The organism is Pseudomonas sp. TMW 2.1634 (assembly GCF_001703595.1).
GTDB lineage: Bacteria > Pseudomonadota > Gammaproteobacteria > Pseudomonadales > Pseudomonadaceae > Aquipseudomonas > Aquipseudomonas fragi.
In genome coordinates this window covers 1,724,839-1,738,266 of sequence record NZ_CP016849.1, presented here as the reverse complement: position 1 = coordinate 1,738,266, position 13,428 = coordinate 1,724,839, and the positions used below count along the sequence as shown (strand labels likewise).

Genomic DNA, 13,428 nt, shown 5'->3' with positions numbered 1-13,428 from the left:
CAATGATTCCTCAAACTTTGTTTAACACGAACCTGTTTGTTGACGGCGTGAGCTTTTCCGGCGACGTGCCGAACCTGACCCTGCCCAAGCTGACCACCAAGACCGACGAGTATCGCGGTGGCGGCATGGCCGGTGCCATCGAAATGGATCAGGGTCTGGAAAAAATGGAGGCGTCCTTTGTCACCAAGGGCGTGCGCCGTGAGTCGTTGAAGTACTTCGGTCTGGCCGACGGCACGGCCTTTAATGCGACGTTCCGTGGTGCCTTCAAGGGGCAAAAGGGCGCAGTGACGGCGGTGGTCGCCACCCTGCGCGGCCGGCTCAAAGAGGTCGACCTGGGCGACTGGAAAGCCGGTGATCCGGCCGAGATCAAACACGCCATTGCAGTCACGTACTACAAGCTCGAAATCGACGGGCGCCTGATGTACGAAATCGACATGGTCGCCGGTATTCAGGTGATCGACGGCAAAGACCAGCTCGCCGAAGTGCGCACCGCGCTCGGCATGTAAGGGAATAGATCCAGATGAAAGCAACTGATAAAGCACTGCCGGTCTGGCTGGCGGTCACCTCTGAGAGCGCCGTCGTGACCCTCTCGCGTCCCAGCGATGCCAACGGGATCAAGGTCGAGACGTTGACCTTGCGCGCTCCGGCCGTGCGCGAAGTGCGGGCGGCCGACCGTGCCTCTAACGGCGATGACGAACAGCGCGAGCTGATGTTGTTCGCGGCCTTGGCCGAGGTCGGCCTCAAGGATCTGGAAGGCCTCAAGCTGGTGGACTATCGCCGTGTCCAGGCGGCCTATGCGCGCTTGGCGCCCGATACCGATTACTCGACGTCGATGCCGGCGTGGTTGTCGATTACCACCGATAACGTGCTGGTCACGCTGTCGTGCCCGAGCCAAATCAACGGCGTCACCGTCGACAAGTTGGCCTTGCGTTCCCCGACCGTGCGCGACGTTCGTGCGGCGAATCGTGACGCGGGTGGCGATGACGAGCAGCGCGAGCTGGTGTTGTTTGCCGAGTTGGCCGGTGCGCCTGTTGCGGATCTGGAGGGCCTGAAGCTGGTGGATTTCAACCGCTTGCAGGCCGGCTATTTTCGTATGGACCAAGACAACGGGGTTTGACCCCGGCGTCATAAAAATGGCCGCGAAACGTCTGGCGGCGGAAACCGGATTTTCCGCCGCTGAGATTCTGTCGATGCCGTTTGCTGAGATGGTGTGGTGGCTCACGGATTGAGCCGCCTTCGGTAAGGCTGTGCAAATGGGGGCCATGATATGGCGAACAAGATCGCCCTCGGGCTGGTCATCGGCGGCGCCGTCAGTTCTACGGTCGGTGCTGCATTCAAAGACGTGACGGGACGCATCAAGCGCCTCGAGGCAGAAGGCAACAAGGCGCGTGTGCTGCAGCGCACGATTGGCGACACCATTCGCCTGCGCGATGAATGGAAAAAGGCCCACGACAGCGGCGCCGCTGGAGCCTCCAAGTTGTTGAGTCGGTTGAACTCCAATCTGGACAGCTTGAAAAAGCAGGGCGTCGAAGTCGGGCGTCTGGAGAAGTCCTATCGGGCCATGGGGCAGGCGGCCAATAAAGCCGAGCTGAAGGCCAAGGGGCATCAACAGCTTGACGCCGGAAAGTCCGGCATGAAAAAAGCGGTCGGCGCCGCTGTCGTCGGTGTGGGCTCTATGGCGGTGCCGACCAAGGTCAGCGCGGACTTTGGCGCCATTGTTCGAGACATCGCGATCAAGGCAGGGATTGCCAATAAGCCACAAGAAAAGGAGATGTCACAAAAGATCATCGCCACCTCGCGTGACACCGGCATGGCGCGCAACGACGTGGCCGACGTGGTCAACCAGTTGGTTGGCGCCGGTATGGAGTTGAGCAAGGCCCTAGAATATGCGCCGGTCGCGGCCAAGTTTGTCGTGGGGCAGGGGTCCAGCGGTGTCGACACGGCGAAGATGATCAACGCCCTAGGGCAAAACGCCAAGATCACCGACCCCAAGCAGATGCAGCAGGCGCTGGAAGCGATTGCCTATCAAGGGCAGGCGGGCAGCTTTGAAGCGGCCGACATGGCTAAATGGTTCCCTGAGCTGTTGGCCAACATGGGCAGCCTGGGCATCACCGGCATGGACGCGGTGACGCAGTTGGGCGCCATGCTGCAAGTGCAGATGAAGTCGGCCGGCGGCGCCGATGAGGCGGCCAACAACCTCAAAAACTGGATGGGCAAAATCGGCTCCGGCGAAACCGTCAAGGCGTATGAAAAGGCCGGCATCGACTACAAGGGTTCGATGCAGACCGGTTTGCAAAACGGCATGTCGACGCTGGAAACCAGCATGGCGTTGGCGCAGAAGTACATCCAAGCCACCGATCCGAAGCGCGCGGCGGCGATGGCCAAAGCGACATCCGAAATCAGCCAGCAAGCCGACCCGGAGAAAGCCAAGGCCATGATGGCCTCTCTGGAAGAGTCGCTGCGCACTGGCGACCTGTTCGCTGACATGCAGGTCAAGGCCGCGCTGTCGGCGTTCATGCAGAACAAGGCGCTGTACAGCCAGCTTAAAAACGATTCGCGTGATGCCACCGGCATCCTCGACAAAAACCTCAGCGAGCGGCGTGAGGCGTCGTCGCAGAAGTGGGCTGAAATGGCGCAGTCGATGGATGACGCCATGCGCAGCGTGGGGGACGCTCTGCGCCCGGTCACGGACACGGTGGCTGAGGCGCTGACCAAGGTCACCAAAAGCATTACCTCGATGTCTGACAGCGCGCCCGGGGTGGTGACGGGGATCGCGTTGGTCGGTGGTGGATTGGTCACGCTCACGGGTCTGTTCAGTTCGTTCAAGATGGGTAAAGGGCTGTTGAACCTGGCGCGCGGATCGCTGGGTGGCGGCAAGGCCGGCGCGGTGCAAAAAGTCTTTGTCACCAACGCCGAGGATGGGGGTGGTGACGGCGAAGGCTCGGAGCCCAAGGGCAAGGCCGGCAAGGCGTTGTCGCTGGTGGAAACCGGGCTCAAGGCGGTGGCGGCTTTCAAGGGAATGCCAGTTGATGGCGGTGATGAAGCGGGAGAAGGCGACGATAAGAAGCCCGGAAAATTCGATCTGATCGCGACCGGCCTCAAAGTGGTTTCGATGGCGAAAGACGTCGCCTCAGGCGGCGACGAGGGTGGCGAGTCGGGATCGGCTGACGACGGCGTCAAGAAGGTTTTCGTGGTCAACGCGGGCGCCCTGGGCGGCGGCGCTGAAGGCGCTGGGGAAACGCGCCGGCGTGGACGCGGGTCAAGGCGCAATGCTTCACGCCGTCGGCCGTTGCCTCGGCCGGGAGGTTCTTCGCGCTCGCCTATTCCGGGGGCACGGCCGCCGGTCCCTGTGCCGCGTCCACCGATTCCACCGGTACCGGTTCCGGCCGGTTCGCTGGCTCGGCTGGGCGGGGTGGTGCAGGCGGTCGGCAAGATCGGCAAAGCCGCCAAGATGATTCCCGGCGGCGCGCTGATGGATGCCGGCGCCATGGCCTTCGAAACCTATGAGAATGCCAAGACCCAGGGCGAACAGGCCGAGGGTTATGGCGCGGCTGCCGGCAATCTGGCGGGCACCATGGCGGGCGCGGCGGCCGGCGCGGCCATTGGCTCGGTGGTGCCGATTATCGGGACCGCCATTGGGGGCTTGATTGGTGCCTACCTCGGCAGTCAGGGCGGCCAGATGTTGGGCGGCGCCGTGGGCAAGTCGGTGTTTGGTGGCGAAGATGAAAAGCCCGAGGCAAAACCGGAAGCCAGGCCGGCGCCGCTGCTGATGGCGCCTCGCCCTGGTCCGGCGGTTCCCAGCTTGGCCACCCTGACTCAGCCGCTCAATGGGGCGACCGATCCGGGCAATAAGGCGAACGGTTCCGGCGCGTTGCTGATGGCTCAGGCGCCGGCCCCGCAAGGGCCAGTGCTGGGCGACGTCGCTCGCGCCATGGCCGTACAGGCACCGACTAAGCCGGCGGCCGTGGCCATTCAGCCCAAGGAGCCGGAGAAGCCGGCACCGACCAAAGTGGACCAGCAGTTTCAGTACTCGCTGAGCATGCCGGTCACGGTGCAAGGGGATGTCAAAGACCCGCAACGCTTGGCTCAGGACTTGATGCCGCACATGCAGCGGATGATGGCGGACGCAGCGAAACAGAACGCTACCAAGCTGTACGACGAACCCCACGTGTAAGGAGGCCGCATGGCGTATATGGAACAGTTGCAAGCGGGGCTCAAGTACTTGGTCGAGGCCGGGGAGGCTGGGCGGCGCAGTGCGGACGGCATGCTCGGCCCGGTCAACGGCGCGATCAGTGAAATCACTGGCGCGGCGTCCGAGCTGGAAAACATCCCGTTCGTGGGGCCGGCGATCGGCGCCAAGCTTCAGCGGGTGATGCGCGGCGTCGACGCGGCCCAGGCCAAGGTCGGGCAGGTGGTGGCGGTGTACGGCCGGGCGACCCGGTCGGCCGCCGAAGTACAGGAACGGATGGGGACGCTGAAGGAACAGGCGGGCAAGGCGTCGACGGCGATCAACAAAATCGCCGGCAAGGTCAGTCCGTCGTTGGCCAACATCGTGCCCACCAGTTCCTTTGCCGTGGATGCCACGCCAGCGCCGGAGGCGGTGAGGCCGTTCCCGCACTTGCTGATCATCCAGCCGCGCGACCCCAAGGAGCAACCCTACTTTTTCAACCTGGACACGGCGGCTTTCGACGAGCTGAGTCGTTCTACCGAATTCCGTTGGGCTTCACAGGAACGCCTGTCTCGCCGCCCGGCGCAGCAGGCCATCGGGATGGGAGAGGAAAAGCTTACGCTCAAAGGCACGATCTACCCGGGCTTCAAGGGTGGCCTCAAGCAGCTCGATACGTTGCGCACCATTGGAGCCAGGCTTCAGCCACTGACCCTGACCACGGGCTATGGCGAGGTGATTGGGACGTGGTGCCTGAAGAACATCGGCGAGGAACAGGGCGTACTGATGCACGGCGGGATTCCGCGTAAACAAGGGTTCACTCTGGAGTTTGTGCGCTATGGCGACGACATGCAGAACGTCTGATGGGGACATGCTCGATGTCATTTGCCATAACGTTTATGGCCATTTGCTGGGCAGCGTCGAAGCGGTGCTGAATGCCAATCAGGGGTTGGCGGATGAGCCTCAGCCCTACCGCACCGGCGTGGTGATCTATCTGCCGGAACTGCCCAGCCCGACCGGGGAGGGGGTGAACTTGTGGGATTGACCTCGGGCGCTACCGCCGCCGGCGGCCCGTTGCGTTACGCGTAACGGCCCTTTGTTTTTTGCCCCGCCATGTGCGGGCTTTTTTTGGACAAAATCCATGACCCCCATGTTTCGAATCGTGGCCGATGGCACCGATGTGACGGCCAAGATCAATGATCGATTGTTGTTGCTGCGCACCTCTGACAAGCCCGGGATGGAGTCCGACGAGTTTGAGTTGCGCATTGATGACCGAGACGGCCAAGTGGTGCTGCCTCGGCGTGGCAGCTCGATCGAGATCTACCTGGGCTATGCCGAAACATCCTTGGCGCGCCTGGGGCGTTACGCGGTGGACACGGTCGAGGTGTCGGGTCCGCCGGACACGATCGTGATCAAGGGCAAGGCCAGTGACATGCGCGGCAGTGGCAAGACCATCCGCAGCGGCAGCTGGGAAGGCGTGCCGCTGTCGACGATCGTGGCCGATATCGCCGCGCGCAATGGCTGGCAGCCGGTGTGTCCGGTGACCACGAAAGTCGCCCGGGTGGATCAGCTCAACGAGTCCGATTTTAATTTCATCACGCGCTTGGCCAAACAGTACGACTGCACGGCCAAGGTGGCCGACGGCAAACTGTTGGTGATGCCGCGTCAAGCGGGCCAGACGGCCAGCGGCAAGGCGTTCGGCGCGATCACCCTGACGCGTAGCGACCTCAGCCGCTGGCAGTTCAGCCTGGGCGATCGCAACTCGCACAAGGCCGTGGCGACTAAGCACCAGGACAAGAAGACCGGCAAGCTCGCCACCGTCTCGGTGGATAACGACGACGCCCCGGATGGCTTGCCGGCGGTGCATACCGATCGGCATATCTACCCGAACAAGACCGCCGCCGAGTCGGCCGCCAAGGCGCGTTTGGCGGCGTTCAATCGTTCCACCGCTGACGTGCGTTTCGAGATGCCCGGCCGGACCGACATCTTTGCCGAGCGATTGATCAACGCCCAGGGTTTCAAGGTCGGCCTTGATGGCGAGTACTTGGCGGATTCGGTGGAGCAGGTGTTTACCCAATCCGGCTGGTCGACCACCGTCGAGTGCAATGCCGGCAAGCAGGGCAAATCCAAGGGTAAGAAAAAGAAAGTTAAGCCGCCGCTCAAGGTGGTGAATGTCAACGCGCCGTAGCGCCCCCATCGCCGCCTGAGTGCGGTTTTTTTATACCTGGAGTTTTGTATGTCCGTCACTGAACAACAGCTGCAACGCATCATGCCGAACGCCCGCCGCCAAGCGGGCGTTTTTGTATCCGCTCTAAACGCGGCCATGGCGCATCGGCAAATCAATACGTCGAAACGTCAGGCGGCGTTCCTGGCCCAAGTTGGTCATGAGTCCGGCCAGCTGCAGTACGTCCGTGAGCTGGGCGGCGATCAGTACCTGAGCAAATACGACACCGGTAGCCTGGCCGTGAAACTGGGCAATACCTCGGAGCTCGATGGCGATGGCCAGCGTTATCGCGGTCGCGGCTTGATCCAGGTGACCGGACATAGCAACTACCTGCGCTGCAGCCTGGCGCTGTTCGGCGATGAGCGATTGTTGCGCACCCCTGAGCTGCTCGAGTTGCCGCAATGGGCGGCCGAGTCGGCGGCGTGGTTCTGGTGGGGGCGCGAGCTAAATGCCCTGGCAGATCGGGGCGAGTTCGAGGCGATCACCCGCAAGATCAACGGCGGCCTCAATGGTTTGGCGGATCGGCTGGAGTTGTGGGCGCGGGCGAGGGCGGTGCTATGCGTCTCGCCGACCTGATCCCGGCTCCGTATCGGCTGCTGGCCATCAGTGGGCTGCTGGCCGCATTGGTCGGCGGATCTGCTGTGTCAGCCTGGAAGGTTCAGGACTGGCGCTACGGCCAACAACTCGCCGAACAGGCCGGCCTGCACAAGGACGATCTGATCGCCATCAGCAACGCCGCCGCTGACCAGGTGCGCACGGCACAGGGCAACCGCCTGGCCCTTGAGCAGCGGCTGTCGACCAGTGAACAAACCCACTACAAGGAACTGAGTGATGCTCAACGCAACCAGGCTCGCCTGCGTGATCGCCTTGCCACTGCTGATCTGCGGATGTCAGTCCTCCTCGACGCCACCGATGCAGGCAGTGGCGACGAAGTGTCAGCCGCCGCCCCAACCGGCGGCGTGGTTCATGGCGGAACACGAGCCCAACTTGACCCAGCGCATGCTCAACGAATTATCGGCATCACCGATGCCGGCGACCAAGGACTGATCGCCCTGGCGGCCTGTCAGGCCTACGCCAAAGAAGTCTCAACACCGAAGTGAAAAAGAGCGGTCGGGGTAGATGCGTCAACATCCAACCCGACCGCCGTCCCTGCAGATTGTCCCTGCAAGTCCAGCCAAGGCTCTTACTCCGTGCACGAAGCGGAGCGAGCCTAGCACCTGTCTATCCATACAGTAAAGGTCTTGCACATTATGTCTTCACCCATCATTCCTTGGATGGGCGGCAAACGCCGCCTCGCCGACCGCCTTATCCCCCTGTTCCCACCCCACGAATGCTATGTCGAAGTCTTCGCCGGCGGCGGGGCGCTCTACTTCCTGCGGCCACAGCCTGCTCCAGTCGAAGTGCTAAACGACATCAATGGCGACCTGGTGACCCTGTACCGCGTGGTGCAGAACCACCTGGAAGAGTTCGTGCGTCAATTCAAATGGGCACTCAGCTCACGGCAGATATTCGAGTGGCAAAAAATGACCCGCCCGGAAACCCTGACCGACATCCAGCGCGCCGCTCGTTTCTTCTATCTGCAGCACCATGCATTCGGTGGCAAGGTCTCAGGTCAGAGTTTCGGTACCGCAACAACTGCTCCTGCAATCAACCTGTTGCGCATTGAAGAAAACCTGTCGGCAGCCTGGCAGCGGTTGTCCGGCACCTACGTCGAAAACCTGCCCTGGCTTGAGTGCGCCGAGCGCTACGACCGGCCGCACACCTTCCACTACATGGATCCACCTTACTGGCAGACCGCGGGCTACGGCGTTAAATTTCCGTTTGAAAACTATGAGCGCATGGCTGATTTTATGCGGCGCTGCAAAGGCAAGGTGATGGTCAGCATTAACGACCACCCGGACATTCGGCGGGTGTTTGAAGGGTTTCATTTTGAGACGACCGAGATCCGGTACACGACCACCAATCAGCGGCAAGCGAAGGCTGAGGTGACGGGGGAGTTGATTGTTATGAATTGGGACCAGGAGGCTTTCGGTGGGCTTTTTTAGTTAAACCTATTTGTGAGCGATTTTGATCTACTTAGAATGTAATGCGATTTTATGAAGAAGGAGTTGCTCTGGTTGTGCCAGAGCGTAATACATCTGCATTTCCGATTGTAGTTTGTCGTAATGGACTACAGTCGGTTACTAGGGCGTAATTACGCTGGGCCAAGAAGCAGTTTTAGGCTGTGATAGGTGGTGAAGTGAAAGTTTGACTCGCTTAGCAAAGAGTTTAATTTGCCCAAGGCTCAATCTCATCCTCTTCGAAATTCATGCTGAAGTATTTTTTCGGGTCGTAGCCGTCGCAATAAGCCACGGGTAGATTTGTTAGTAATTCGTATTTTTCTACATATCCTTTTTGATTCCATTTGCTACCAAATCTGGATATTAAGTTAAAAAATAATATATATAGCTCGGGATTGGAAAGTTGTGCTCTGTATATTTTAATCAGATCAATTTTCTCACTCTCGGATAGATGTTTGTCATTGTCTATGAGCTTGATCGCATTGTACATATTTCGAAAGTAGCTGCTTAAGTCAGTTTGATTCGTCCTCCCAAGTTTATAAGTTGTGCAGGCATTAACTTTGTCAAGCATCATTGATGCTATCACCACCCCGCCAGGATGGAATGAAATTTTTTGGCTTATAAAATCTATCCATGTGTCACTTAGACCATAGTAAAAGCACATATAGGCGATATCAATTTTTTGAGCGTCAGTTAGATTTGCTGCTAGTTCTTTGTCGATTTCCTCAACGGCTTGAAGTAGTCGTTTTAGTTGGATTTTGTATACTACAAAAGCTCTTCTGCCTTCTTCAATGATATCGATTTTACTGGTTTCTATACTTGGTATTCGAATGTTTCTGACGTTTTCGTTGTGGTAGTCAATCATCTTGAAAAAACGATCGCATACACCGTTTTTAGATCCTTCTAAATTTTGGGAGATAATGGTGTATATTAATAATATAACGCTGAATATTGTAAATATAGTGCCGATGAATCCGCCAAAAAAATCTCCGAACTTTGCTGCTAATTCCGCGTCAATCTTAAAGCTTGTGTTGAAATATGTATCGTCGAATAAAATAAATAGAGCTGTTGCTAGTGATGCTGTTCCGAAAAATATGCATGATATTTTAATGATTTTTACTGGCCAAGTCATAGTAGTCTCAAATGTCTGATCGATCACTAGACGCAAGGTATAGGGATAATGAAAAAGCAGCAAGACCTGCTCCTTGACGGCAAAGTCCTTGAAAGCGTGTTTATGGTCGATATCGTATAAGCGCCGTCGTACGTAAATGTTGCCCTCTGACCAATATTTTTGGTGTACACCGTCTGTCGTGGATCGTTACTGTTGAAAAAATCGTTCTGCACAAACCGTTTGCTCACTTACTGGTGAAAACGCCTGATTAGTACGCTGATATGTGCAGTCTGAGCTTGGTGGCTTTGCCAAATGCACAGATTTCAATCTCAGTAGCGCACTTTTCTGACTCGCAAACGATGGTCGAATTCTTCGGCGGAAGCGGTCGATAGCAGCCATTCGTGAAAGGCAGCTATCGAAACTTTGCGGGTAGTACTACGAGCAGAATCGGCAAAAAGCAGATTTTGGCTTGTATTTCGAAGATGCGATTTATATGGTTTTAGGCACCGTGCAAGCCGGATTCATCAGGAGCGGCCGCCGACTTCAGCAACTTCAAAATCACCAAGGCAAATGCCCGGCTTTTGGTTTCGTTATCTAGCACTTCTAATGACAATTTCTCGTGGTCGGTCATTGCATCCAGCACGGTATCAAGAACACGCTTCGGGAACAGGCCGTGCATCACTTGATCCACCGAGTGGTTGTTTACCTGAGCCATCACATCTTCTTGGCGGCTGATGCGTTGGGCGATGCCTGTGAGAAACTGCAGTTGGTCGTCATCGCTAACCTCTGCACCGAAGATATCATTCAGAGCCTCAATGATTTCGGACAAACGCTTTTTCTCCGGATCATGGGGCTTGCCGCTGCCTACATCATTTCCAGGTTTGAGGGTGTATTCGCCTTCTTCCTCGCTTAGGCGTAGCTGATGCTCAGCGCGCTTGCTCAGGCGGTAGTGGCTAAGTTGTAGCTCTTCCACGTCCACATCGTCTTGTAGCAGACGGTCTACCCGCAGTAGCGGGTGCAGGTGCTTGGCGTATACGCAGAGCTGCTCCAGCTCGCGATCCTCATAAGGAACGATCTGCGAGAGAAACTCGTACAGGCGCACAAAACTTTGCAGGTTCTTGCGGAATAGGTCGAGCTGATCAACTTGTTCGCCAGCTTCCTTCAATGCGTGTTCGGCTTTTTTCAAGCCGGCGCTATCGCCATTGGCTTCGGCGGTGCGTTTGTAATCTAGTGCTTGCTGGTGTGACTCCAAAGAGAAGGCATAACGCTTGGCAAAGCGTTCTTTGGCCGGTGCGCAGTAATAACTGAGTTTGCTGGCTTGCGCCTTGGGGTCGAAGAAAGCCAGAGCAAACGCTTCGACCTCTTGCCAGTGATAGATGCCCTCGGCATCCAGCTTCTTCTGCAGGTCGTAGATGATCTGCGGGTCGGTCACATCGGTCAGCTCGGCCTTGGTGTAGTACGGCAAAAAGGCGTCGAGAATATCCTTTGGCTCGTTGAAGAAGTCGAGGATGAAGGTTTCCTTGCTGTCACCAAAAGTGCGGTTCAATCGCGATAGGGTCTGCACGCAGTCCACGCCTTGCAGTTTCTTGTCCACGTACATGGCGCACAGCTTGGGCTGATCGAAGCCGGTCTGATACTTATTAGCCGCGATCATCACATTGAAGTCTTGGGTGTCGAAAGCCTTGGCCAAGTCGCGGCCATTCAGTCCGGCGTTAAGCAAGCTGCTGTTTTCCGTAACCTCTTCCGGGATCACCTCATCCGGCAATACGCTACCGGAGAAGGCTACTAGCGGGTGCACATCGCTATACCCCATCTGCTGCACATAAGCTTTCATAGCCAACTGATAACGCACGGCTTCCTGGCGGCTGCTGGTGACTACCATGGCCTTGGCTTGACCACTAAGCAGGCCGCGGATATTGGCGCGGAAATGCTCGACGATCACCTCGACCTTCTGGCTTATGTTGTACGGGTGTAAACGCACCCAGCGCGCCAGTTTGATGCGCGCTTTCTTGCTGTCCACCTCGTCGTCTTCGCCGTCTGGATGGGCGATCTTCCAGGCGGTGCTGTAGGTGGTGTAGTTACGCAGCACGTCGAGGATAAAACCTTCTTCGATGGCCTGACGCATGGAGTACAGGTGAAATGCCTCTGGCTTGTTGCTGGTACTGGCCGGAAGCGTCAGGTCGGCCGGGCGACCGAACAATTCCAGGGTCTTGGGCTTGGGCGTGGCGGTGAAGGCGTAGTAGCTAATGCGTTCATTGGGTTGGCGTGCCTGCACAGCGGCGTCCAGCAGCTCCTCGGCACTGACTTCTTCAGCATCCACAGCATCACTGCCGAGAATCTGTTTCAGCTTGCTGGCCGACGAGCCAGTTTGCGAGGAATGCGCCTCGTCAGCGATTACCGCATAACGCCCGCTAGCCAGCTTAGGGTACTTGTCCAGGGCATCGAACAAGGCTGGGAAGGTCTGAATGGTAACGATGATGATGCGCGTCTGCTCGGCCAGTGCCTCGGCTAGTTGCTCGGATTTGCTTTGGTTGCCGATATCCCGGCTGATCGGTTTAACCACGCCCTGAGCGTGTTCGAACTGGTAGATGGTGTTTTGCAGTTGGCTATCCAGCACCGTACGGTCGGTGACCACGATCACCGAATTGAACAGGCGCTGACCGGCATCGTCGTACAGCGAGGCCAATTGATGAGCGGTCCAGGCGATGGAGTTGGACTTGCCCGAGCCTGCGCTGTGCTGGATCAAATATCGCTTGCCCGGCCCTTCGGTGCGGGTGGTATCGATCAGCTTATTGACCACTTCCCATTGGTGGTAACGGGGGAAGATCATTGTTTCTTTGGTCACTAGTGTGCCGTCGAAGCCTTCGCTGGTTTTCTTGTCCAAGTGCAGAAATCGCCCCAGCACCTTGAGCCACGCGTCTGTCTGCAACAGGCGTTGCCACAGGTAGCTAGTGGCGTATTGGCTGTCGTCCTCAGGCATCGGGTTGCCTGCGCCGCCTTCTGCGCTGCCGAGGTTAAACGGCAAGAAGAAAGTGTCTTTACCTGCCAGCTTGGTGGTCATCGCCACTTCGTTTTGGCCTACGGCAAAGTGCACCAGAGCGCCGCGCTTGAAGGTCAGCAGCGGCTCGGGTTTGCGCGTTAGCGGATCTTTTACCGGACGGTCATTGCGGTACTGGCGCTTGGCGTTTTCCACCGACTGTTTGAACTCGCTTTTCAGCTCCAGCGTCGCAGTGGGGATACCGTTGACGAACAGCACCAAGTCCAGGCGTGGGTTGTAGCTCTGCCCGCTGCTGCCGGCATCACGCGCATGCGGTGAGTAGGACACCTCCGGCACCACCCGCAGGCGGTTGCACTGGTAGCTCTTGAGAGTATCCGGGTTCATCCCGTGGTCAGGTTGGAAGCTGCACAGCTCAACCTTTACCGCCGGCAGCTTGAAGCCATGGCGCAGCACATCCAGGGTGCCGCTCTGCTCCAGCTCTCGCACGAGCTTTTGCACCAGCACATCGTCCGGGTTGATCGGGTTGGCCTTGGCGAACTTGTCCCAGCGTTCCGGCCAGGCGTCCTTGAAGTAGTCCAGCACATCTTCGGTATACAGCGCGGTGCGGCGGTCGTAGCCGCTGGCGGTGCCGACCAGCCAACCTTGGGCGGCCAGGGCGTCAATAATGTCCTGCTGAAACTGAGCTTCCTTGCTGTCCGCCATTACACGGCCTCTTTTGCTAATTTGGGAGTTGACGCGTTGGCCGGTGGCTGCCAGTCGCGCACGTCTATTTTGCCGGTGACTGCGGCAAAGATTAGGGAGGAACGGCGCTCTTGGAGAAGGCTTGTCCCGATTAACGATTGAGAAATAAGCGTTTCAAATTCAGACTCA

11 protein-coding genes and 1 pseudogene are annotated in these 13,428 nt (G+C 57.9%); 10 read left to right on the top strand and 2 right to left on the bottom strand.

The features are described 5' to 3' along the window. Positions 1–2: 2 nt before the first annotated feature. The 10 genes and pseudogenes from BFC21_RS08165 to BFC21_RS08125 all read left to right on the top strand — a co-directional run bounded on the left by BFC21_RS08165 (position 3) and on the right by BFC21_RS08125 (position 8,434). A complete protein-coding gene (locus tag BFC21_RS08165; protein WP_120265948.1) occupies positions 3–506 on the top strand; it encodes a phage major tail tube protein in 504 nt (167 codons plus the stop codon). Positions 507–520: 14 nt separating this feature from the next. Beyond that, positions 521–793 (top strand): annotated as a pseudogene (locus BFC21_RS27550) (phage tail assembly protein); the annotation flags it as partial. A gap of 39 nt (positions 794–832) precedes the next feature. Further along, entirely contained in the window at positions 833–1,117 is a 285-nt protein-coding gene (locus tag BFC21_RS27545) for a phage tail assembly protein (RefSeq protein ID WP_256557654.1), read from the top strand. A 150-nt stretch (positions 1,118–1,267) separates the two neighbouring features. Further along, a complete protein-coding gene (locus tag BFC21_RS08155) occupies positions 1,268–4,174 on the top strand; it encodes a phage tail tape measure protein (RefSeq protein WP_120265474.1) in 2,907 nt (968 codons plus the stop codon). Positions 4,175–4,183: 9 nt separating this feature from the next. Then, positions 4,184–5,029: a phage tail protein gene (locus BFC21_RS08150; protein ID WP_120265475.1), complete on the top strand. Its 846-nt coding sequence runs from the start codon at positions 4,184–4,186 to the stop codon at positions 5,027–5,029. Next, positions 5,004–5,210, top strand: coding sequence for a tail protein X (locus BFC21_RS08145; protein WP_120265476.1), 207 nt, complete (start codon positions 5,004–5,006; stop codon positions 5,208–5,210). Before BFC21_RS08150 ends, BFC21_RS08145 begins: the two co-directional genes overlap by 26 nt. A 96-nt stretch (positions 5,211–5,306) precedes the next feature. Beyond that, entirely contained in the window at positions 5,307–6,353 is a 1,047-nt protein-coding gene (locus BFC21_RS08140; protein ID WP_120265477.1) for a phage late control D family protein, read from the top strand. 48 nt (positions 6,354–6,401) lie between these two features. Next, entirely contained in the window at positions 6,402–6,965 is a 564-nt protein-coding gene (locus BFC21_RS08135) for a glycoside hydrolase family 19 protein (protein WP_120265478.1), read from the top strand. Further along, positions 6,947–7,489, top strand: a complete 543-nt coding sequence (locus BFC21_RS08130; protein WP_120265479.1) for a lysis protein — start codon at positions 6,947–6,949, stop codon at positions 7,487–7,489. The genes BFC21_RS08135 and BFC21_RS08130 overlap by 19 nt, the downstream gene beginning before the upstream one ends. Positions 7,490–7,639: 150 nt before the next feature. Further along, a complete protein-coding gene (locus BFC21_RS08125) occupies positions 7,640–8,434 on the top strand; it encodes a DNA adenine methylase (RefSeq protein ID WP_120265947.1) in 795 nt (264 codons plus the stop codon). A gap of 223 nt (positions 8,435–8,657) precedes the next feature. Here BFC21_RS08125 and BFC21_RS08120 read toward each other — a convergent pair whose 3' ends face one another. Both BFC21_RS08120 and BFC21_RS08115 read right to left on the bottom strand, forming a co-directional pair. Further along, positions 8,658–9,644: a putative phage abortive infection protein gene (locus BFC21_RS08120; protein WP_120265946.1), complete on the bottom strand. Its 987-nt coding sequence runs from the start codon at positions 9,642–9,644 to the stop codon at positions 8,658–8,660. Positions 9,645–10,059: 415 nt separating this feature from the next. Further along, positions 10,060–13,260: a type I restriction endonuclease subunit R gene (locus BFC21_RS08115; RefSeq protein ID WP_120265945.1), complete on the bottom strand. Its 3,201-nt coding sequence runs from the start codon at positions 13,258–13,260 to the stop codon at positions 10,060–10,062. Between the last annotated feature and the right edge of the window lie 168 nt (positions 13,261–13,428).